The sequence below is a fragment of the Streptomyces sp. NPDC005423 genome, from assembly GCF_040606415.1.
Classification (GTDB): Bacteria; Actinomycetota; Actinomycetes; order Streptomycetales; family Streptomycetaceae; genus Streptomyces.
The window spans coordinates 36729-58339 of sequence record NZ_JBEXET010000040.1; the positions used below are offsets into that span (position 1 = coordinate 36729).

At 72.6% G+C, this 21611-nt stretch carries 18 protein-coding genes; 7 read left to right on the top strand and 11 right to left on the bottom strand.

What is annotated here, in order from left to right:
- Nucleotides 1–105: 105 nt before the first annotated feature.
- Both ABZT12_RS30955 and ABZT12_RS30960 read right to left on the bottom strand, forming a co-directional pair.
- Nucleotides 106–1065 (bottom strand): lysylphosphatidylglycerol synthase domain-containing protein, encoded by a 960-nt coding sequence (locus tag ABZT12_RS30955; protein ID WP_356390639.1) that lies wholly within the window; start codon nt 1063–1065, stop codon nt 106–108.
- Entirely contained in the window at nt 1062–2558 is a 1497-nt protein-coding gene (locus ABZT12_RS30960) for a hypothetical protein (RefSeq protein ID WP_356390641.1), read from the bottom strand. The genes ABZT12_RS30955 and ABZT12_RS30960 overlap by 4 nt, the downstream gene beginning before the upstream one ends.
- Nucleotides 2559–2784: 226 nt before the next feature.
- Here ABZT12_RS30960 and ABZT12_RS30965 point away from each other — a divergent pair, with 226 nt between their 5' ends.
- Nucleotides 2785–3156 (top strand): BlaI/MecI/CopY family transcriptional regulator, encoded by a 372-nt coding sequence (locus tag ABZT12_RS30965; RefSeq protein WP_356390643.1) that lies wholly within the window; start codon nt 2785–2787, stop codon nt 3154–3156.
- Between the two features lie 33 nt (nt 3157–3189).
- Here the strand turns inward: ABZT12_RS30965 and ABZT12_RS30970 are convergent, their stop codons facing one another.
- Nucleotides 3190–3948, bottom strand: coding sequence for a LysR substrate-binding domain-containing protein (locus ABZT12_RS30970; RefSeq protein ID WP_356390645.1), 759 nt, complete (start codon nt 3946–3948; stop codon nt 3190–3192).
- A 58-nt stretch (nt 3949–4006) separates the two neighbouring features.
- On the opposite strand from ABZT12_RS30970, the gene ABZT12_RS30975 reads away from it, so the two are divergent.
- Nucleotides 4007–4387: a DUF5997 family protein gene (locus ABZT12_RS30975; RefSeq protein WP_356390647.1), complete on the top strand. Its 381-nt coding sequence runs from the start codon at nt 4007–4009 to the stop codon at nt 4385–4387.
- Between the two features lie 18 nt (nt 4388–4405).
- Here ABZT12_RS30975 and ABZT12_RS30980 read toward each other — a convergent pair whose 3' ends face one another.
- The 3 genes from ABZT12_RS30980 to ABZT12_RS30990 form a co-directional block, all read right to left on the bottom strand.
- On the bottom strand, nt 4406–6748 hold the full coding sequence (locus ABZT12_RS30980; RefSeq protein WP_356390649.1) for a glycosyl hydrolase family 65 protein: 2343 nt from the start codon (nt 6746–6748) through the stop codon (nt 4406–4408).
- Nucleotides 6745–7485 carry a beta-phosphoglucomutase family hydrolase gene (locus ABZT12_RS30985; protein WP_356390651.1) on the bottom strand — a complete coding sequence of 247 codons (741 nt, stop codon included), beginning with the start codon at nt 7483–7485 and terminating at the stop codon, nt 6745–6747. The genes ABZT12_RS30980 and ABZT12_RS30985 overlap by 4 nt, the downstream gene beginning before the upstream one ends.
- Nucleotides 7486–7574: 89 nt before the next feature.
- Nucleotides 7575–7970 (bottom strand): SgcJ/EcaC family oxidoreductase, encoded by a 396-nt coding sequence (locus tag ABZT12_RS30990; protein ID WP_356390653.1) that lies wholly within the window; start codon nt 7968–7970, stop codon nt 7575–7577.
- A 98-nt stretch (nt 7971–8068) separates the two neighbouring features.
- Between ABZT12_RS30990 and ABZT12_RS30995 the strand changes: the two genes are divergently transcribed.
- The gene (locus ABZT12_RS30995; protein ID WP_356390655.1) at nt 8069–8716 is read left to right on the top strand and encodes a nucleoside/nucleotide kinase family protein; all 648 of its coding nucleotides are present in this window, start codon (nt 8069–8071) and stop codon (nt 8714–8716) included.
- Between the two features lie 73 nt (nt 8717–8789).
- Here the strand turns inward: ABZT12_RS30995 and ABZT12_RS31000 are convergent, their stop codons facing one another.
- The 5 genes from ABZT12_RS31000 to ABZT12_RS31020 form a co-directional block, all read right to left on the bottom strand.
- A complete protein-coding gene (locus ABZT12_RS31000) occupies nt 8790–10619 on the bottom strand; it encodes a hypothetical protein (RefSeq protein WP_356390657.1) in 1830 nt (609 codons plus the stop codon).
- A 7-nt stretch (nt 10620–10626) separates the two neighbouring features.
- The gene (locus ABZT12_RS31005; RefSeq protein ID WP_356390659.1) at nt 10627–11505 is read right to left on the bottom strand and encodes a carbohydrate ABC transporter permease; all 879 of its coding nucleotides are present in this window, start codon (nt 11503–11505) and stop codon (nt 10627–10629) included.
- 55 nt (nt 11506–11560) lie between these two features.
- Nucleotides 11561–12538, bottom strand: coding sequence for a sugar ABC transporter permease (locus ABZT12_RS31010; RefSeq protein WP_356390662.1), 978 nt, complete (start codon nt 12536–12538; stop codon nt 11561–11563).
- A gap of 47 nt (nt 12539–12585) precedes the next feature.
- Entirely contained in the window at nt 12586–13917 is a 1332-nt protein-coding gene (locus ABZT12_RS31015; RefSeq protein ID WP_356390664.1) for an extracellular solute-binding protein, read from the bottom strand.
- 270 nt (nt 13918–14187) lie between these two features.
- On the bottom strand, nt 14188–15321 hold the full coding sequence (locus ABZT12_RS31020; protein WP_356390666.1) for an ROK family transcriptional regulator: 1134 nt from the start codon (nt 15319–15321) through the stop codon (nt 14188–14190).
- A 307-nt stretch (nt 15322–15628) separates the two neighbouring features.
- Here ABZT12_RS31020 and ABZT12_RS31025 point away from each other — a divergent pair, with 307 nt between their 5' ends.
- The 4 genes from ABZT12_RS31025 (at nt 15629) to ABZT12_RS31040 (ending at nt 21493) form a co-directional block, all read left to right on the top strand.
- Nucleotides 15629–16573: a BadF/BadG/BcrA/BcrD ATPase family protein gene (locus tag ABZT12_RS31025; protein WP_356390668.1), complete on the top strand. Its 945-nt coding sequence runs from the start codon at nt 15629–15631 to the stop codon at nt 16571–16573.
- Nucleotides 16574–16768: 195 nt separating this feature from the next.
- Nucleotides 16769–18697 carry a phosphatase PAP2 family protein gene (locus ABZT12_RS31030; protein WP_356390670.1) on the top strand — a complete coding sequence of 643 codons (1929 nt, stop codon included), beginning with the start codon at nt 16769–16771 and terminating at the stop codon, nt 18695–18697.
- 90 nt (nt 18698–18787) lie between these two features.
- Nucleotides 18788–20497, top strand: a complete 1710-nt coding sequence (locus tag ABZT12_RS31035; RefSeq protein WP_356390720.1) for a phospholipid carrier-dependent glycosyltransferase — start codon at nt 18788–18790, stop codon at nt 20495–20497.
- A gap of 69 nt (nt 20498–20566) precedes the next feature.
- Nucleotides 20567–21493, top strand: a complete 927-nt coding sequence (locus ABZT12_RS31040; protein ID WP_356390672.1) for a MurR/RpiR family transcriptional regulator — start codon at nt 20567–20569, stop codon at nt 21491–21493.
- Nucleotides 21494–21611 lie beyond the last annotated feature (118 nt).

Sequence of the window (21611 nt, forward strand, 5' to 3'; positions counted from 1 at the left end):
CCTCATACAACGGGAGTTCGGCAGAAATCCCGGCCTCCGCCACCCAACACCCGCTCAGTTCACCAGCGTTGCACCGCACTTGGGTCGGCGACCCGGCCCCCGGGGTCAGAGTGCCTTGCGGCGGATCAGTACGCCGAGCACCAACAGGCCGGGAACGAGCGGGAGCCAGACGGTCAGGAGCCGGTAGCCGAGGACGACGGAGGCGGCGGTCGCCCCGGGTGCCCCGGAGGCGGTGAGGGCGAAGGCGAGGGCCGCGTCGAGCGAGCCGATACCGCCCGGGGTGGGCAGCAGCGCGGCCGCACTGCTGGCGGCCAGATACAGCAGCGCCACCCGGGCCGGGGAGAGCGGCAGTTCGACGGCCTGGGTGACGCAGATCAGCACCAGGGAGTGCGCCGCCGCGAAGGCCAGCGACCCGCCCCACAGCGCCGCCGCCCGGGACGGCCGGGCGTGCACCGTCCGGATGTCGGCCGCCACCGCCGCCGACCCGCGCCGCAGCCTGGGCCAGAGCCGGGTGCGCGGCAACGCGGCGACCAGCATGGCGGCGGCGACCAGGACGGCCACCACGCCCGCCGGGACGTGCGGGACGCGCAGCACGCCCGGGCAGGTCGCGGCCAGCCCGGCGATGAGGACGATCCGGACGGCCGCGCCCACGGTCGCCTTGACCGCGAGGGCGCCGGCCGAGCGGCCGACCGGCAGCCCGCAGCGCATCAGGAACCGCACGTTGACCGCGCCCGCGCCGAGCCCGGCCGGCAGCACATGGTTGGCGGCGGACGCGGCGAACTGCGCCGCCAACAGCCGCGCCGACGGCAGCCGTTCGGCGACCGCGCCCTGCTGGGCGAGCGCCGCACTCACCCAGGTCGCGAGCGCGGCCACGGCACCCACCAGCAGCCAGCCCTCGTCCGCGACCGCGAGCCGCCCGGCCCCGGTGACGACGACGGGCCACTGCCGGCGGGTCAGACAGGCCGCCGCCACCAGGACGCCGAGCGTCAGCGCGGTCTGCCAGCAGACCCGCCTGCGGGTCCGGGCGGTGGTGGTCGTGGGGGTGAGGACGGGCGGTGCCGTCATGAGGCTCCGCCTGTCCGCACGGTGGGGCCGACCCGCAGGTCGAGGCCGCCGTAGCGGTGGGCGGGCCAGGCGCGGGCGTAGGCGGGCGGTCTGCCGCCGGCCGGGACGAGGGCGGCGACCGGGAGGTGGTGGGCGGCCCGTTCGATGTCGGCCGGGGTGGTGTCGGCGTTGTGGCCGTCGGTGGCGGCGGAGGCGCAGCCCGCGTAGAAGCCGATCGGGACGGCGTTCTCCCCGATGAGCAGACAGGGGCTCCGCACGCCCAGGCGGTGCAGTTCGGTGGCGGTGCGGGACCAGTCGCGGTGGGCGGCGGTGTTGCGGCTCACGGTGTGCTCCAGGACGACGTACTGCACCGCGAGATGCCCGGTGAGTCCGAGCGCCAGCAGGCACACGGCCGCCGGCCGCCGGGCCCCGCCCGGTCCGGTGACCAGGTGGACCAGGCCGTCGGCGACCGGGATCGCGAGCAGCGCGTAGGCGGGCAGCAGGAAGCGGGGAGCCGCGTAGCCGATCATGAACAGGTAGGGGAAGGCCGCGGAGGCTCCGCACACCAGGGGTACGAAGGTGGCCGTGGTGCGCCCGGCGCGGACCGCGACGACCAGCCCGAGGACCGCGAGCACCGGCAGCGCGAACCACCAGGCGGTGTCCCACGGATGGGGCACCGCCCCGGTGCAGGGCCGGCACAGGGTGCGTCCGCCCAGGGCGCGCAACTGGTTGACGACGGCGACGTGCCAGCCGAGGCCGCCCTCGATGCCGGAGGCGTCGGAGAGCCGCTGCCCCAGGCCGCCGTAGGCGACGTAGGCCTCGATGACCCACTCGGCGGCGCCGGCGGCGAGTCCGGCGAGGAGGGCGGCGAGGGGGCGCCACTGGCGGACGGCCACGCAGAGGACGAGGAGGGGAAGGGTGGCCCAGACGGCGTCGGTGGGGCGCATCCACGCCATCAGGCAGGCGCTCGCCGTCAGGCCCCACAGGGCGGCCCGGTCGGAGCGGTCGGCCCACGCGCGCAGGAAGCAGGCCGTGCCGGCCAGCGCGCCGACGGCGACCCAGTAGTTGGGCATGGCCTGCGGGGCGTAGTAGAGGGTGACCCAGAGGGAGGCGAACAGGGCGCCGGCGAGGGCGAGTACGCGGGCCGGGAAGAGGCCGCGCCAGGCGCGCAGGGACAGGAAGAGGGCGAGCCCGGACAGGACGGCGAGGTAGGTCCGCAGCACCGCGGTCGACGACGACCAGGAGGTGACAGGGGCGACCAGGAGCGAGATGCCGCGGGCGCGGGGCGCGCTGAAGAAGGCGGCGGGGGCGTGCGAACTGACCTGGCTGACGTAGACGGTCTCGTCCCAGCCGAGCCCCAACCCCGGTCGGACGAACAGGAGTTGAGCCAGGGTGAAGGCGACCGCCACGATGCCGAGCGGGACTTCGGGACGCGCGAGCCCCGGACGGCCGGGTGCCGCCGGAGGTTGGAGCCGTCGGGTCCCGGCCAGTGTGACGTGCGCGCTGCCGGCCATCGTCCGTCCACCCCTTTCCCCCTACACGTTGTAGGGTCACTGGCACCCTACAACGCACGGAGTCGTGGGGCGGAACCGGGGAAGCCCGGACAAAAGGTGAAAAGCTTAAAAACCGCAGAGGCAGAAAAACCACGGAAACAATGACAAAGTACCCCGCGCCGAGGTCGGCGCCGGTGCCTGATTCGGCCAGGCGACTGACCGTCCTACGCGCTGTAAGGTTGAGGGCATGGCTGGCAGGGGCCCGCACAGACGGGTGGAGCGACGCGGCGCCGGGGAGCTGGAGAGCGAGGTTCTCGCCATGCTCTGGGCCGCTGACGGACCGCTCACCCCGGCCGAGGTGCAGACCGGTATCGGCGGTGAACTCGCCTACAACACCGTCCACACCATCCTGCGACGGCTCTACGACAAGGGGCTCGTGCTGCGGGACGCGGACGGGCGGCGCGGCGCCTACCGGCCGGTGAAGAACGCGGCCGAACTGACCGCCGACGCGATGCGCGAGGCCCTGGACCGCGGGCCGGACCCGATCGCCGCGCTCCAGCAGTTCGTGACCGGTCTCAGCGCCGACGAGGAGAAGGCCCTGCGCGAGCTGCTGGCCTGAAGGTCCCCCGGCCGCTCTGTGATCCGGTGACGGTCAGGAACGACGGCGTGGTCTGCCGCGCTTCGCACCGCCGCCACCGCCGCTGCTCCTCGGGTTCTTGCCGGCCGACCTGCCCGCCGGGGACTGCCGGCGCGGCGGCGCCGCCTTCTTGCGCTCGGCGCTCGGCTCGGCGGTGGGCTGCGTACGGCCCCGGGTGCTGTTCACCGTGCGGCCCCGGACGATGCCGATGAAGTCCTCGACCAGGTCGGTCGTCGCCTCCTCGGGCCAGGACAGGACGACGCTCGACGCGGGCGCGTCCGCGACGGTCCGGTAGGTGAGATCCTTGCGGTGGTGCAGACGGGCCAGGGACTGGGGCAGGACGAGGAGGCCCACCCCGGCCGCGACCAGGTCGATGGCGTCCTCCGTGGTGGCGGGCCGCTCCACGGCCGGCCGGCCGGGCCGCCGCTCCCAGTCGAGGACGTCGTCCAGCGGATGGAACACCACGTCGTCGGCGAGATCATCGACGGTCACCTCGTCCGCGGCCGTCACCACATGGTCCTTGGGGACCACCACGACCGTGGTCTCGGTGTAGAGGGGGATCGCGCTGAGGACCGTACGGTCGACCGGCAGCCGCACCAGCCCCGCGTCCGCGCCGCCCCCGCTCAGCACGCCGGAGGCGTCGGCGGCCGGGACCGCGAGGAGGGTCAGGGGGACGTCGGGCAGGCGCTCGTGCCAGATCCGCACCCACTTCGCGGGCGTCACCCCGGGGACGTACGCCAGCCGGAACGAGGGGGATGCTTCCGAGCCTGTCACCCCGCCAGGTTACCGGGCGTGGTCGGCGGCCCCGTACACGGTCGATAGTCTGGACGGCATGAAGTCGCAGCAGACCACCCAGACGATGAAGCCCGCCACGGCGGCGAAGAAGCTGGGTGTGTACCTAGAGGCCACCCCCGCCGAGTTCCAGGAGGGTGTCGTCTCGCGTGCCGAGCTCGACCAGCTCCAGGCCAGTCCGCCCGAGTGGCTGCGCGAACTGCGCGCCAAGGGTCCGCACCCCCGCCCGGTGGTCGCGGCCAGGCTCGGCGTCTCCATCGCGGGGCTCGCCCGCGGCGGAGTCACCGAGCCGCTGACCACGGAGCAGATCGACGCCCTCAAGCAGGAACGGCCCGAGTGGCTGGAGAAGGAGCGGGCCACTCAGGCCGAGGTCCGCAAGGAAGCCGAGCGGATCAAGCAGCGGAACGCCGAGCGCGGCTGACCGCTCCCGGCCCGGCCCTCACTCGCCGCCCGGGCTGCGGTGCGGGGGCTGCTGGGGGCTGGGGCGCAGCTTCGGCGGCGGCACGGCCCGTACGGCGGGGCCGTCGGTGTGCACCGTCACCGGGCTGCCGTGGTGCCGGATGGTGAGGGCGGGCCCGGACAGCAGCGAGTACGTCGCCTTCCCGGGCTCGATCTGTACGCGCAGCCGGCGGCCCAGGATCTGGAGCGTGAAGGCGAGCCGGCTGAACCGCTCCGGCAGGCACGGCGCGAACGCCAGGCTGTCGCCGGACCGGCGCATGCCCCCGAACCCGGCGACCAGCGCCATCCAGGTGCCGGCCAGGGAGGCGATGTGCAGTCCGTCGCGGGTGTTGTGCTCCAGGTCGTGCAGGTCCATCAGCGCCGCCTCGGCCGTGTAGTCGTAGGCGAGCCGCAGATGGCCGGCCTGGGCGGCGATCACCGCCTGACAGCAGGCCGAGAGCGAGGAGTCGCGTACGGTCAGCGGCTCGTAGTAGGCGAAGTTGCGGGCGAGTTGGTCCTCCTCGAAGAAGGCCGGGCAGGTGTACATCGCGAGCACGAGGTCCGCCTGCTTGACGACCTGTTTGCGGTAGAGGTCGAAGTAGGGGAAGTGCAGCAGCAGCGGGTACTGGTCGGCGCGGGTGGCGGCGAAGTCCCAGCGCTGGTAGCGGGTGAACCCGGAGTGCTGTTCGTGGACGCCGAGTTCGTCGTTGTAGGGGATGTTCATCGCCTCGGCGGCGTCCCGCCAGGCGGCGCTCTCCTCCTCGTCGACACCGAGCAGTACCGCCTGCCGCGGGTGGCGTTCGGCGGCGTCGGCGGCGGCCAGCAGGTTCGCCCGGGCCATCAGGTTGGTGTACGTGTTGTCGTCCGCCACCGCGCTGTACTCGTCCGGCCCGGTGACGCCGTCGATGTGGAACGCGCCGTGGTGGTCGTGGTGTCCCAGCGAACGCCACAACCGGGCGGTCTCCACCAGCAGTTCGAGCCCGGTGTCCCGCTCGAAGTCCGTGTCGCCCGTCGCCGACACGTACCGCACGACCGCGTCCGCTATGTCGGCGTTCACATGGAAGGCGGCGGTGCCGGCCGGCCAGTACGCCGAGCCCTCCGAGCCCTCGATGGTGCGCCAGGGGAACGCGGCGCCGCGCAGGCCGAGTTGGGTGGCGCGCTCGCGGGCGGCGGGCAGGGTGCTCTGCCGCCAGCGCAGGGCCTCACCGACCGCGTCCGGCGAGGTGTACGTCAGCAGGGGCAGCACGAACATCTCGGTGTCCCAGAAGGCGTGCCCGTCGTAGCCGGATCCGGTGAGCCCCTTCGCGGGGATCGCCCGCTGCTCCGCGCGGGCGCCGGCCTGGAGCACGTGGAACAGGGCGAAGCGGACGGCCTGTTGGATCTCCTCGTCGCCGTCCACCTCGACGTCCGCGCGCCCCCAGAAGTCGTCCAGGTAGGTGCGCTGGTCCTCGGCCAGGCCCGCCCAGCCGGTCGCCGAGGCCGCCGCGAGCGCCGCGTCGACCTGGTCGGCCACCGCGGGCAGTGAACGGTTGCCGGACCAGCCGTGGGCGACCAGTTTCTCCACCCGCAGCACCTCGCCGGGGGCGAGCACGGAGGTGACGGTGAGGCGGGCGATGTCCCGGTCGCTCTCGCTGTCGGTGGTCGTCCGCTCCGGGCCGCTGACCACGTGGTCGGCCGCCGCGCCGACCCGCAGTCCGCTGTTGCGGGTGCGGTGCACCAGGCGCAGTCGGCGGCCGGAGGCGAAGTGGTGCTCGGGTTCCAGCACCGAGTGCAGCGCCGCCGCCTCGCGCGGGTCGCCGTTGGGGCCCGGCAGTTGTTCGTTGGCGACGAGTTCGGACTGGATGACCACGCGTGTCTCGCTGCCGACGGCCTCCACCTCGTAGGCGACGGCGGCGATCGCCCGCTGGGTGAGGGAGACCAGCCGGGTGGCCCGCACCCTGATCGCCGTACCGGCCGGGGAGATCCACTCGCAGGTCCGCTCCAGGACTCCCCGCCGCAGGTCGAGCGTGCGCTCGTGGGAGACGAGCCGGCCGTAGCGCAGGTCGAACGGTTCGTCGTCGACGAGCAGCCGCAGGATCTTGCCGTTGGTGACGTTGATGACCGTCTGCCCGGACTCGGGGTAGCCGTAGCCGGCTTCCGCGTACGGCAGCGGGTGCACCTCGTGGACGCCGTTGAGGTAGGAGCCGGGCAGGCCGTGCGGTTCGCCCTCGTCGAGGTTGCCACGCCAGCCGACATGGCCGTTGGAGAGGGCGAACACGGACTCGCTCTGCGCGAGGAGGTCGAGGTCGAGGGAGGTCTCGCGCACGGCCCAGGGTTCGACGGTGTACGACCGCTGCGGGATCACGCGTTGCCTCCCAGCTCGGCGAGGTCCTTGACGACCCGGTCGGCGCCGTGCGCGTACAGCGCGTCGGTCTGGCCGACGCGGTCGACGCCGACGACGTACCCGAAACGCCCGGCCCGGCCCGCGTCCATGCCGGCCAGCGCGTCCTCGAACACGGCGGCCTGCGCGGCCTCGGCACCGAGGTCGCGGGCGGCGGCGAGGAAGGTGTCGGGGCGGGGCTTGCCCGGCAGTTTCCGCTCGGTGGCGACCACGCCGTCGATCCGTACGTCGAAGAGTGCCTCGGCGTCGATCGAGCGCAGTACGTCACGGCAGTTGGCGCTGGAGGAGACGATCGCGGTGCGCAGCCCCTGGGCGCGGACGGCCTCGATGTAGCGCAGAGTGCCGTCGTAGGCCTCCACGCCGCCGCTGCGGATCTTGGCGAGGACCAGGTCGTTCTTGCGGTTGCCGAGGCCCTGGACGGTCTGGGCGTCCGGCGGGTCCTCGGGGGTGCCTTCGGGCAGGTCGATGCCGCGGGACTTGAGGAAGCCGCGCACTCCGTCGGCCCGGGGCAGTCCGTCGACGTACTCGTCGTAGTCGGCGGTCTTGTCGAAGGGCCGGTACGACGCGCCGTCGCGGGCCTGGAGGAAGGAGTCGAAGGTCTCCTTCCAGGCGGCCGCGTGGATCACCGCCGTCTTGGTCACCACCCCGTCGAGGTCGAAGAGGCAGGCCGTGATGGAGTCGGGCAGACCGAGCACTGTCATACAAGCACCCTGCCCCATGAAAGCGGAATCACGGGGTGTCGCTCGCCACAGGAAAGGTCAAGAATCGGCGGCAGGGCGGGCGGCAGCGGTCAGTCGTGGGGGAACGAGTGGTGTTCGTGGGCGACCAGCCAGCGGTCCCCCTCCTTGCGCAGGCCGAACGTCAGCCGCAGCCGCAGGGTGGGGCAGGCGGCGTACTCGTCGGGGGTGCCGCAGCGCAGCAGGGCGTGGGCGTAGGCGACGTCGGCGCCCGCGGTGACGTCCAAGGAGTCGATGTCGAAGCGGGCGCCCTGTGCCTGCCACGCGAAGAAGGGCGGCCAGCTCGCCGCGTACGCGGCGAGGCCGTGGATGCCCTCGTGGGGCGGCGGGACGTCGTACATGACGAGGTCCTCCGCGTGGTGGGCCAGGACGCCGTCGAGGTCGCCCCGGTGGACGGCCTCGGCCCAGCGGGTGATCAGGGTGCGGATCTGCGTCGTGTCGTCGGGCATGGTGCCGGCTCCTGTTCTCGTGCTCCGAGTCGGCTCCCCCGGTCTTCCGGCATCATCACTCCGTCCGCGGATCAGTGGCGGATGGCACACTCGGGCGGATGCCGCTGACTTTCGACGACCTCCTGCGCCGTGCCGCCGCCCTGACCCGTCCCGGCCGGCGTGCCGTGCTCGGGGTGGCGGGCGGTCCGGGCGCGGGCAAGACGACGCTCGCCGAGCACCTGGTGCGGGCGCTGAACGCCGGCGGGGAGCGGCGGGCGGCGCATGTCCCGATGGACGGTTTCCATCTCGCCGACGTGGAACTGGACCGGCTCGGCCGGCGCGACCGCAAGGGGGCGCCCGACACGTTCGACGCGGGCGGGTACGCGGCGCTGCTGGGCCGGCTGCGCGAGGAGAGCGGCGAGGTGGTCTACGCGCCCTGCTTCGAGCGGCACCTCGAACAGCCCCTCGCGGGCGCGATCCCGGTGGAGCCGGCGGCCCGGCTGGTGGTGACGGAAGGCAACTACCTTCTGCTGGGGGCCGGTTCGTGGGCGCGGGTGCGCGGCTTCCTGGACGAGGTGTGGTTCTGCGAGATCGACGAAGCGGAGCGGGTACGCCGACTGGTGGCCCGGCACGAGGAGTTCGGCAAGTCGCACGCCTCGGCCGTGGCCTGGGTGGCGGAGACGGATCAGCGGAACGCCGACCTGGTCGCGGCGACCCGGGACCTGGCCGACCTGGTGGTCCCCGCGTCGGCGCTGCCGCGGCCGTAGGGCGGGCGCGGGCGGGGGGGCGCGGCCGAGCGGTACGGGAGGATGCCGCTCGGCCTGCCCTGGTCGGCAACGTTCAGACGTGCAGGGTGAGTTCGGGTTCCGCGTGGGTGTCGCCCGCCGGGTCGCCGAGTAGCGCGGTGAAGGCCTCGGTGCGGACGGTGAGTCCGCGCTCACCGCTCACGAAGGTGGGCGTGAACGCGCCTCCGGGGCCGTACCGCACGGCGAAGACGTGCAGGTCCTCCGGCGCGTCCGGTGCCGGACCGGCCTCGTACGCCGTGGAGGAGAACAGGTGGCGCCAGCCTTCGTCGGGGTTGCCGTAGCCGCGCGGGTCGGCGGCGAGGGCGAACGCGGCCTGTTCCTGGGTGAGTCGGGAGCGGGCGTCGAAGTGGTCGCGACCCTGCTCGGGCGGATGGGTGAGGCGCAGGGTGCCCGCCGAGGCGACCGCGCCCTCGGCGATCCGGCAGACCCGGTCGCCGTCGTCCGCCGCGTACGGCAGTCCGGCCAGCAGGTAGGGCGTGCCGTCGAGCCGCTGCACGGCGACGGTGGTCCACAGGGTGGTGCCGTCCGTGACGTACAGGGACCGCACATGGCGCAGGACGTGGTCGCGGCCGACGACCGGCTTGGTGACCAACTTGGCGGTCAGTCCCGCGACTTGGACGTCGCGGACGCGTATCTCGCCCATTGGCCGGCAGAGCAGGAAGCCGTCGAGCACCGGGCCGAAGCCGTGCTGGCGGTGCACGGCGGCGGGCAGGTAGTAGGTGCCGTCCGCCTCGACCACCGACGGGGTCATCCGGTCGTCGAAGGCCACCGAGACCGTGCCGGACCGGAGTTGGTGACGGGCCGTCCGTGCCGAGGGGGTGCGGTGCCAGCGCGCGGTGTCCTGGATCTGCCAGACCAGCATCCACGCGAAGTGGCCGTCGACCCCGCCGTCCGCCTTGACGGCGTGCCGGGCCCAGCGGGAGTCGCCCCGGTAGCGGCCGAGGTCGGCGCCGACGCGCTCGCCGAAGTAGCGCAGCCCCAGCACCGATTCGAAGGCGGAGTGCTGTTCGCTGTAGCGCGGGCCGCCGTTGTCGAAGCCGCCGTTGGTCAGGCGTGCGTCGAGGTAGCGGGCGAGCGCCTCGCCGTCCTCGGCGAACACCGGCTCCCCGCTGACGCGGTGGGCCTGCGCGAGGAAGGAGAGTGAGATCGGGCCGTAGTTGTTGTCGTAGGCACCGCCGTGCTCGGGCGGCAGCAGGGCGCCGCGGTCCCGTACGCGGTGGGCGCGGATCTTCTCGCCGTACAGGGCGAGCGCGCGGGCGCGCACCGACTCGCCCTCGCCGGGCGGGAGTCGGCGGGCCAGCATCAGGCCGCCGACGACGCAGCCGATGGCCTGGTTGCCGGCCTCCTGCGGGTTGAAGAAGGTGGCCTCGGTGAGCCAGCGCCAGTATCCGTGCGCCAACTCCAGCAGCCGGGCCCGCTGTTCGTCCTCGACAAGTCCGTCGGCGAGGTCGAGGAGGTTGACCGCCTGGAGCAGCGCCCACACCGTGCTCGGCCAGTCGCCGATGGGGTGGGCGCCGGGCGCGAGGACGTAACGGGCGTACGGCAGGCCCGAGTCGCGCACCGTGAGGTTCGGGTAGCCGGGGTTGTCCTCGGTGTGGACCCGTTCCCGGAGGTGGAAGGCGAGGCTGCGACGGACCGCCTCGGGCAGTCGCGGGTCCTTGCCGCGCTGCCAGGCGAGGGCCAGCAGGGAGGTGATGCCGAGTGAGGTGTCGCCCATGTCGTCGACGGCGTCGGGGTGTTCGAGGCTGCCGGCCTCGGTGAGGCGGGCCAGGGCCTGTTCGGTGACGTCGGCGAGGACGGCGTCGTAGGCGTCCGGGGTGTCGGGGAGGTTGTGCAACGGGCCGCGCTGGTGCGGGAGGTGCATGTGCCGGTCAGCCCTTCATGCCCGAGGTCGCCAGCCCTTCGACCAGCCTCTTCTGGAAGACGAGGAAGCAGGCGAGTGTCGGCAGGAGGGCGAGTGTCGACATGGCGAACATCGCGCCGTAGGAGGAGCCGCTGGTCTTGTCCAGAAAGAGGGTCAGGCCGAGGGGCACCGTGAAGCGGGCGTTCTGCTGGAGGTAGACGAGCTGGCTGAGGAAGTCGTCGTACGTCCAGATGAAGGTGAAGATGGTGGTGGTGACCAGGGCCGGCCGCATCAGGGGCAGGATGATCTTCCAGTAGATCTGGAGAGGGTTGGCGCCGTCCATCATGGCCGCCTGGTCCAGCTCGCGCGGGATGGAGCGGATGAACTGCACCATCAGGAAGATGAAGAAGGCGTCCGTGGCGAGGAACTTCGGCACGATCAGCGGCAGGAACGTGTTGATCCAGGTCAGGTTGTAGAAGATCGTGTACTGCGGGATCAGCGTGGCCTGCATCGGCAGCATCAGGGTGCCGAGCATCAGGCCGAACCAGAGCTTCTTGCCGCGGAACTCGAAGCGCGCGAAGGCGTAGGCGGCCAGCGAACAGGAGATGACGTTGCCGATCACCGCGCCGATCGAGACGATCAGCGAGTTGGTGATGTAGAGGGAGAAGGAGTTGCCGGAGCCGCTCCAGCCCTCGGAGTAGTTGCCGGGGCGCAACGCGTGCGGGACGAGCCCGGGGTGGGTGAAGATCTCGGTGTCGGGCTTGAGGGAGCTGCTGAGCATCCACAGCAGCGGGTAGAGCATGAACAGCGCCACGCCGATGAGCAGCGTGTGCAGGAGGATACGGCGGGGGCCCTTGACGTCGCGCAGTCTGCGCAGCGGGCTCACGGCCGGGCTGATGACGGACATGGTGTGACGTGCTCCTCACCGACGCTCGGACGTCGAAGTGGACTCTGACGACGCGTCAGTCGTCGTAGTGAACCCAGTAGCGGCTGGCGATGAAGTTGACGGCCGTGAATCCGGCGATGACCAGGAACAGCACCCAGGCGAGCGCGGAGGCGTACCCCATCTGCAGGTCGGCGAAGCCCTTCTTGTACAGGTAGAGCGAGTACAGCATGGTCGAGTTGAGGGGTCCGCCGGTGCCGTTGCTGACGACGTAGGCGGGGGTGAACGTCTTGAACGCGTCGATGATCTGGAGGATCACGTTGAAGAAGACGATGGGGGTGAGCAGGGGCAGCGTGATGCGGAAGAACCGGGTGAACGGGCCGGCGCCGTCGATCGCCGCCGCCTCGTACACGTCCCTCGGGAGCTGCTTCAGTCCGGCCAGGAAGATGACCATCGGGGTGCCGAACTGCCAGACGGCGAGCAGGACCAGCGTGTAGATCGAGGTGTCGGGACTGGAGATCCAGTCCTGTCCCGCGACACCGAACCAGCCGAGGAAGTCGTTGAAGAGGCCGTCGCCGCCGAACACCTGCCGCCACACGATCGCGACGGCCACCGCACCGCCGAGCAGCGACGGCAGATAGAAGGCGGCCCGGTAGAAACCGATGCCCCTCAGCGGCCGGTTGAGGAGCATCGCCACCCCGAGCGCGAGGGCGAGCTTCAACGGCACCGAGACGACGACGTAGAGCAGGGTGGCGTGCACCGAGTCCCAGAAGACGGGGTCCTTGGTGAACATCGTCGAGTAGTTCTGGGTGCCGACCCACTTCGGCGCCGTGAGCAGGTCGAAGTCGGTGAAGGAGAGGTACAGCGAGTCGAGCATCGGGTAGATCGTCAGCCCGAACAGGCCGATGAACCAGGGGGCCAGGAAGAGGAACGGCCACCAGCCTCCGCCGCGCCGTCTCGCGGCGCGCCGGCGCATGCGTTCGCGCTCGCGCAGGTCGGACGGGGTCTCGGGAGCCGGCGGCTCCGTCACGACCTCGTCGGTCTTGGTGGTGGTCATACTCATCTCCCTGGCCCTTTCCCGGTGCAACTGGTGTACGGCGCGGCCTATTTGGCCAGGATTCCGGCCGCCTGGTCGAAGAACGAGCCGAGCTGCGCCTTGACCGACTTCTTGCCGAAGGCGATGGCGAGGTTGGACTGGAAGAGCAGGTCCGCGATCTGGTCGGCGCCCTGCGGGGGCGGCTGCGGGGCGGGCAGCACGTCGGTGGCCTTGGCCACCCGCTTGGAGATGTAGTCCGCGCACGCCATGTTCCGCTTGTCCGTGGCGTTCAGGCCGGCGGAGATCAGCGAGCGGGCCTTGTCGGTCGGCGGGATGCCGCGCAACAGCTCCATGTCCTTGATCGCCGTGGCGTCCTGGGCGAAGAACGACATGATCTTCACGGAGTCGGCGATCTTCTTGCTGGCCTTGGTGGCGCTCAGCAACACGCCGCCGTTGACGTAGTTGCCCTCGCGGGCGCCGGACCAGTCGCCCTGCGGGCTCGGCAGGAAGTCGAGGGTGGCGGAGGTGATGGAGCCGCCCGCGCCGTAGACGCCGATGTCGAAGGTGAACAGGGCCTTGCCGATGACCACGGCGTTCTTGGTGAGGTCGTTGTGCGCGGCGGAGGTGATGGCGGCCGGCGGACAGGCGTTGGCCTTGCGCATCTCCACCCAGTACTCCCACCACTCCTGGAGGGTGTCCGAGGTGAAGCCGAGCTTCTTGCCGCCCGTGGCGTACAGCTGCTGGCCCTTCTCGCGGGCGAAGACCTCGAACGCCTGGAGGGTGCCGCCGCCGACGTCGTCGGTGCCGTAGATCTTGCCGCCGCTCTTCTTGTGGACGTCGACGGAGATCTTCTTCAGGTCGGCCCAGGTCCACTCCGGGTCGGGGAAGGTCAGCCCGAGCTTCTCCAGTCCGCTGCGGTTGACGGTGAGCTGGTTGACGCCGATGCCGGAGGGGACGCCGTACAGCTTGCCGTCGACGGTGCCGGCGGCCAGGAGCGTCTTGGAGAAGCCGGTCAGGTCGAGGGTCTTGCCGACGTAGGAGTCGATCGGGGCGAGGACTCCCTTGCGGGCGTACTGGGCGACCAGCGCGGTGTCCATCTGGAGCAGGTCGGGGGCGCTGCCGCCGGCTATCTGCGTGTTGAACTTGTTGAAGTAGCCGTCGTATCCGGAGTAGGTCTCCTGGATCTTGATCTTCGGGTTCTTCGTCTGGAAGGTGGCGAGCGCCTTCTTGTACGCGGCGTGCCGGTCGTCGCTGCCCCACCACGTCATGGTCAGCTTGCTGGTGCTGCTGCCGGCTCCGGTGCCGCCGCCGCAGGCGCTGAGCGCGCTGCCGAGCGTGCCGGCGACAGCGAGACCGCCCGCGGTGCGGAAGATGGTCCTGCGCGAGATGTGGTGACCCACCGGGTCCTCCCTGGATGTGCGTGACGGATGCCCGGCCGAACACTGCGGCTCGGGTCCATGTGCTGGGATGCGCGCTTCCCGGGGTCACGGCCTCGCCCGGCCGAGCCGTCCTCACGGGTGGGCTCCCCGGCCGCCTCGGCCGTCACCGCACAAGCACACCCTCGTGCGGCTGCCGTACCTGGCGTACGGCTGGAATGCTCACCCCAAGCCGGCGTCCCGACCGGCTTAGAAAGCGCTTGTCCGGACATTGGCAGACCGAGTCGGAGGCCGTCAATCCTTCATCCCCGCGGCATCGGTCACGGTTTGGACTCCTCGGGCCACCCCGAGCCGGGCGGCGCCCACCACGGTACCCAGCTCGCCGACCGTGCTGCTGACCACCTCGGTGGGCCAGCTCAGCCGCGCCAGTTCGGCCCGCACCCCGGGCAGGAGCTGCGGGTCCGCGCCGGTGCTGCCGCCCAGCACGATCACCCCGGGGTCGAGGACGGCGGCCACCGCGGCGGCCAGCCGGCCCACGTCGGCGGCGTGCCGGCCGACGAGGGCGCCGGCCGTGGGATGCCCCTCGGCGGCGAGCGCGAAGAGCCGCTCTGCGGTGCCCGGGCACGGTCCGTCCCCCTCCCGCCAGGCCGCCGCGGTACGGCGCAGCAGTGAGCGGGCGCCGATGTGTTCCTCCAGGGCCTCGCGGCGCGGCTCGACGCCGTGATCCCAGGGGTAGGGCAGCCGGGCCAGTTCGCCGGCGGCGCCGTTGGCCCCGCGCAGCACCTGGTTGCCGACGACGATGCCGAGGCCGATGCCCACGCCGATCCGCAGATAGCCGAAGGTGTGGCGGCCCCGGGCCGCGCCCTCGTGCAGTTCGGCGAGGGCGGCGCAGTTGACGTTGTTCTCCAGGTGGACGGGGACCCCGGGCGGCAGGGCGACCGTCATGGCGTCGAAGACCGGGCCCGCCTTGGCAGTGGCGGGGCGCATGCCACTGCCCTCCCGGTCCCGCGCCGTGACATCGCCCACGGCCACGACGACGGTACGCAGCGGGGTGTCGGCGGGCAGCGCGGCGAGCGCCTCGCGTACGGCGCCGGCCGCGTCCTCGCGGTCGCCGGTGGCCTGGGCGAGCAGGGTGCCGTCGAGGGCGCAGCCGCGTACCCGGGTGAGGGCGGGGCCCAGATCGACGGCGAGTACGGCTCCGGCGGCCGGGCCCAGCCGGTAGACGGCGGCGTTGCGGCCCGTGCCGCCGGAGGCGGTGCCGGAGTGGGCGGCGAGGCGGGCGCTCTCCAGCTCCGCGACGGCGGAGGACACCGTCGGCTTGGACAGGCGCGCCAGACTCGCGAGCTGCGGCCGGGTCGCGCTGCCCGCCCCGGCGAGCACGGCGAACACCGCGCTCGCGCTCTCGGTCAGACGCGGGGCCGCTGCCACGACGTGTTCCACACTTCCCCCACGGTTCGCTGGCCGCACGCGCGGAGCGGGTCCGGATGCGGCGACGGGATGTCCTGGCGTCACGCGTTCCGGGCGAGCGGGGGCCGCGGAGTCGTCCCGTCACCGGGTGCGTGATACCTCTTGACGCACTGTACTTCGTTAGTTAACTTCCTAACGAACGTCACGGTACTCGCCTGCCGTGTCCCGCCAGAGGCCCGTCCCGGGGCTTCCCTAGCGCATCAACTCCCTTTACCCCGCCCACGGTTCGCCCGCCGTCGCAGCAGAGCGCAACGACGAAAGAGGTTCCGTGCAGGACTCGGCGTCTCCCGCATCCCTCGCATCCTCCGCGCCTTCCGCGGCCCCGGCACCCCTCGTGGTCGGCATCGACGTGGGCGGCACCAAGACCCATCTGCGTGCCTGCGCGGGCCCGGACCGCCTCGCCGAACACCTCCGCGCGAGCGAGGGCTGGCGACCGCACGACCCCGCGGCCGCCGCCGACTGGCTGGCCCGACTGGTCCGGGAGGCACTGCCCGCCGAGGCCCGGCCGGCCGCGCTCGCCGTCGGCGGACACGCCTGCGAGACACCCCGGCAGTGCGCGCGGATCAGCGCCGCGCTCGCGACGCGTCTCGACACCCGGGTCCTGGTGGTGGGGGACGCCGAACTCCTCGTCCCCGCCGCCGGGTTGGCCGACGGGGTCGGTCTGGTGGCCGGCACCGGCTCGGTCGCGGTGGGCCGGCTCGCCGACGGCAGCCCGCTCCAGGTCGGCGGCTGGGGTGCCGTACTCGGTGACGAGGGCGCCGCGGCCGGGCTCGTCCGCGAGGCGGCCCGCGCCATATGGGCCGCGCACGACCGGGGCGAGCCGCCGGACGCGCTCGCCCGCGGACTCGTCGAGGCGTTCGGCGTGGCCGAAGTACCAGCGCTCGGCGACGCGTTGGAGCGGGCCGGTGACGTCTCCGCGGAGTGGGGGCGGCACGCGCCGGTCGTCTTCGCCGCCGCCGACGCGGGCTCCGCGCTCGCGCGCGAGGTGATCGCCGACGGCGGCCGGTCACTCGCCGCGCTCGTGCGGCGGCTCGCCGAACGCGGGGTCCCCGTGGACGACGTGGTCGTCGCCGGCACCACCGTCCTCGCCCAGCCGCGCCTCTACGACGCCTTCGCCACAGCACTCGCCGGAAGCACCCCCGGGGCCCGGCCCCAGCCGCTGCGCGTACCGCCCGTCGAGGGCGCGCTCGCACTGGCCCGCACGCTCCTGTGAACCGCGGGGCCCCCGTTCACCCGGGAGTCACGTCACGGACGCCGGGCCCACTCCGCGGGGTCACGGCCCGGCCGTAGATCTTCACTCGCGGCGCACGACGCGGGCGCTTTCCCGTGTCGTACGCGCACCCCCGGACACCGCCGATCGCACCACCTCCCCGGCCGCACGGCCGAAGAATCCGAAAGAGGCACACCCATGCCGTCACCCGCCGGGCAGCGCACGCACACCGGTCGACTCGCCGTGAACAGACGTGGATTCCTCCGGACCTCGCTGGGCGCCTCGGCCGCGCTGGTCGCCGCGCCGACCGTGGTCGGCTGGATGGCCGCCGCCGACGCCAAGGCCGCCACAGCCGCGCTCGCGTTCGTCGACGACTACAGGACGAACATCTCCACCAACCTCACGCCCGAGACCAACGCCGTGGTCCGGATCCTCGGCGGCATGGCCGACGTGTGGAAGACGGGCTCCGCCTGGAACACCGGCACCCCGCTGCGGCCCGACCTCCTACGGGCCAACATGCGCTACTGCGCCCGCCTCACCGCCGGCCGCACCCCGGCGCAGGCCAAGGAAGCCTTCCTCTACGACCGGCAGCACCAGAGCTACGCGATGATCGCCGGCCTCGGCCCGCTGGCCGACCTCTACAAGTCCGGCGCCCTGGCGGTCACTTCGATCACCAGCGCCCCGGACGGCACCCCCGCCACCACCGTCAGCGACGCCGTCCCCGCCGACGCGCCCGCCGGTTCCGCGCTCGGCGCGGGCTCGCACGGCTCCGCGCTCGGCAAGGTGGCCGAGCTGGTCGACACCGTGCGCGGCACCTACGCCTCGGGCAACCCCTCCAAGTACGCCTACCAGTACCCGCGTCCGTGGCGCATGAACGAGGAGAGCCAGGTCGTCGACACCGGCGGGGTCGACGACCTCGGCTACCCCGTCTACGACTCCGAGGTGCTCGTCGCCCCCCAACTCCTGCGCCAGCGCAGCATGTCACCGGTGGACGACGGCGGCTTCCCCAGCGGCCACACCAACGCCTTCCACCTGGCGGGCCTGGCGTACGCCTACGCGGTGCCCGAGCGCTTCCAGGAACTGGTCACCCGGGCCCTGGAGTTGAGCCACACCCGCATCATGGCCGGCATGCACTCCACCGTCGACGTACTCGGCGGTCGCGTCATGGCCACGGCGCTGGCCGCCGCGACGCTCGCCGACCCGGCCAACGCGGCGCTGAAGGCCGCCGCCCGCGCCCAGGCCCTCGCCTACTTCGAGGCGCGGACCGGCACCACGGCGGACACCCTCTACGCCTACGCCCACTCGGCCGGCACCGCCACCGACCCCTACGCCGACCGGGCCGCCAACTCCCGTGCCGTGAGGCCCCGGTTGACCTACGTGCTGACCCGGCAGGGCCGCGACGAGCCGCTGACCGTGCCCAAGGGCGCCGAGGTGCTGCTGGAGACCCGGCAGCCCTACCTCTCCGCCGCCCAGCGGCGCGAGGTGCTGCGCACCACCGCGCTGCCTGCCGGATACGTCCTGCTGGACGGCGACGAACAGTGGGGCCGGCTCGACCTGTTCACCGCGGCGGACGGTTACGGCGCGTTCGACGCGGACGTCGAGGTCACCCTCGACACGGCGGCCGGCGGATTCGGCGCGGCCGACGCCTGGCGCAACGACATCGGCGGCCGGGGCGCCCTGACCAAGCGGGGCACCGGCACGCTCACGTTGACGGGCCACAACGACTACACCGGCGGCACCGTCCTCGACTCCGGTGTCCTGGTGGCGGGTTCGGCGCACGCCCTGGGCCACGGTGACGTGCGCGTCGGGGGTGGCACGCTGCGGGTGACCGAGTCGGTCCAGGTGCACGGCGCGTACACACACGAGTCGGCCACCCTGGAGGTCACGCTGCGTTCGGGCCACGGGCCCGCGCTCGACGTGACGCGGCGGGCGGCCCTCGGCCGGGGCAGCGTCCTCGCCCTGCGGCTCGACACGGCACGGCCGCCGGCCGCGGGCTCCACGGTCCGGGTCCTGGGCGCTCCGGTCCTGCGCGGCCAGTTCGACCGCGTGGAGCTGAACTCCGACCGGCTGCGGGCCGTACCGGTGTATACGGCGGAAGGTCTGTCGGTACGACTCCTGAAGCGGTGACGCCCCAGGTGGCGGGAGCGAGTGACAGCGGGACCATGCCCGGGCCCGGACAGCTCCCGTCGCCGTACGGCCGGGCGCACCGCAGGGCGGATGATGGCGCGCGAACAGCACTCGGTCCTCGACCCCGGCACGCTCGACGGCGCGGGGCAGCCGCGTCCGACCGCGGACACGGGCCGCTCCGCGCGCCTCGCCGCCCGGCTGCGCGGCCGGCGCCGGTGGCTGCCGCCGCTGCTCGTGGTCGTACTGCTGGCACAGATGGCCGCCGCGATGGTCACCACCGCCGTCCAGCAGACACCCACCATCGACGAGCCCGTCTACGTGGCCACCGCCACCGACTACCTCCGCGAGCACAGCCTGCGCTACAACCCCGAACACCCGCCGCTGGGCAAGCTGGTGATCGCCGCCGGGGTCGCGCTCGCCCGCCCGCACTACGACACCTCGTACCACGGCGACCAGGGCGAGGTGGGCCGGCACCTGCTCTACGAGTCGGGGAACGATCCCTGGCGGCTGATGTTCTGGGCGCGGCTGCCGGTCATCGTCCTGACCCTGCTGTTCGGCCTGGTCACCTTCGCGTTCGCCCGTGAACTCATGGGCACCGCAAGGGGGTTGGCCGCCCTCGCACTCTACGCCTGCTCCCCCGACCTGATCGCCCACGGTTCACTCGCGACGCTCGACGTGCCGGCGGCGGGCTTCCTGCTGACGTCGGTGTGGCTGGTGTGGCGGGCCCGTCGGCGGCCCGGACGGTATGTGCCGCTCGCCGGACTGGCGCTCGGGGCCGCGCTGGCGACGAAGATGAGCACCCTGCCCGCCGTTCCGGTGCTGCTCGCCCTGACGGTCCTGTCGGTGGGGCACGCCCGCGGCGGCACCCGGCGCGGGCGGCTCGCCCTCGGGGCTGCGCACGCGGCGGGGGCGGCGCTGGTCGCCGTCGCCGTCGTATGGGCCGCGTACCTCGCGGTCGATCCGCGACTGCGGTTCACCCCCGCCGACTCCGTGCCCGTGGTGCACGGAGTGCGGGGCCACCTGGCCGAGTTGATGCCGTTCCCCGAGTCCTACCGGGAGGGCATGCGCATCCAGTTCGCGATGGAGGACTACCCGTGGCAGGGCTTCCTCTTCGGGCGCCTCTACACCGGATCGCTCTGGTACTACCTGCCGGCCGCGCTGCTGGTGAAGACCCCGCTCGGGATGCTGGCCCTGTGGGCGGCGGGCGCGACGGCGGTGGTGGCGGTGCGCCGGCTGCGGCCCGCGGCACCGTATCTGCTGCTGCCCACCGCCGTGTTGCTCGCCGCGGCCATGGACGGATCACGGGACTTCGGCACCCGGTACGCACTCTTCGTGCCGATGTTCCTGGCGGTCGCGGCGGCCTGTGTGCCGGCCCTGCCGTGGCGGTGGGCGGCGGCGCTGACGGGGGCGCTGGTGCTGTTCGTGGCGGTCAGTTCCCTGCGGACGTTCCCCTACTATCTGCCGTACTCCAACGAGGCGTTCGGCGGTCCCGCCGAGACCCGGCTGCGACTGCACGACTCCAACGTGGACTGGGGCCAGGACCTCGGCCGGCTCGCCGACCGGCTGCGGCAGCGCTACCCGGGCGAGCGGATCTGGCTCGTGTACAAGGGCAGCGGCGTGCCGTCGTACTACGGCATCGAGGCCGCCGATCCGCGCCGGGCGAACGCACGCGACGTGCACGGCCTGCTGGTCGTCTCGGACACCTCGGTCGCCAAGGCACGAGGCGGACTGGCCGAGTTGATCGACAGCAGCCGTCCGATCGACGAGGTCGGCCATTCGATCACCATCTACCGGCGCTGAGAGCACCCCGGGCCCACCACGCTCCGTGAGCTATGTTGAGTCCCCGTGGGAGACAAAGGAGGCGCACCGGTGCCATCGCCGCAGCAGGCACGCGCACAGGCGTCCGCGATCACCTCGGGACACGCGGTACCGGAAGCCGGGGCACCGGCCCCGACCTCCCAACTGAGGGCGCTCTTCGACGGGCCGCGGCTGTCACCGGGCCAGCGGCGCATCGCCCAGTATCTGATCGAGCACATCACCGAGGCCGCGTTCCTGTCGATCACCGATCTCGCCGACCGGGTCGGCGTGAGCCAGCCGTCGGTGACCCGGTTCGCCGCGGCGGTCGGCTTCTCCGGCTACCCGGCGCTGCGCGAGCGGCTCCAGGCGATCGCCCTGCGCACCCTGGCGGGCGGCCCGGCGGCGGCCGAGGAGAACCGCAGCAACGAACTCCAGGCCGCCGTCGACGCCGAGATCGAGAACCTGGAGAACCTGCGCCGCGACTTCGCCGATCCCAGCCGGGTGATCGAGATCGGCCGCGAACTGTCGGCGTCGACCCCGCTGACCGTCGTCGGCCTGCGCATCTCGGTGTCGCTCGCCGAGTACTTCGCCTACGCCGCCCGCCGCATCCACCCCGACGTCCGGCTGGTGACCCGGGGCGGCAGCGTCGCCTACGACGCACTGCTCCAGTCCCGGGAGGCCGGCGGCACCTGGGTGCTGGCGTTCGGGATGCCGCGGCACGCGCAGGAGTCACTCACCGCGCTCCAGGTGGCGCGCAGCGCCGGGCTCAAGGTGGCGCTGGTGACCGATCTGGCGCTGGGGCCGCTGGCGGACGAGGCGGACGTCACCTTCGCCACCGGTACCGGCTCCCGGCTCGTCTTCGACTCCTACGCGGCTCCCGGCCTGCTGGCCGCCGCGCTGCTCCAGGCCATGACGGACGCCGATCCCGAGCGCACCCAGGGCCGGCTGGAGGAGTACGAGCAGATCGCCGACCAGCACCAGTTCTTCCTGAAGGACTGACCCGGCCCTCCCCCCTCGCACGACATCACGCGGACATCACACGGGGACGGTTCCGCCTCCTTCACGCATGAATGTTTTCATACGTCTTGCAAAGCGAACGGCATATATAAATACTGCT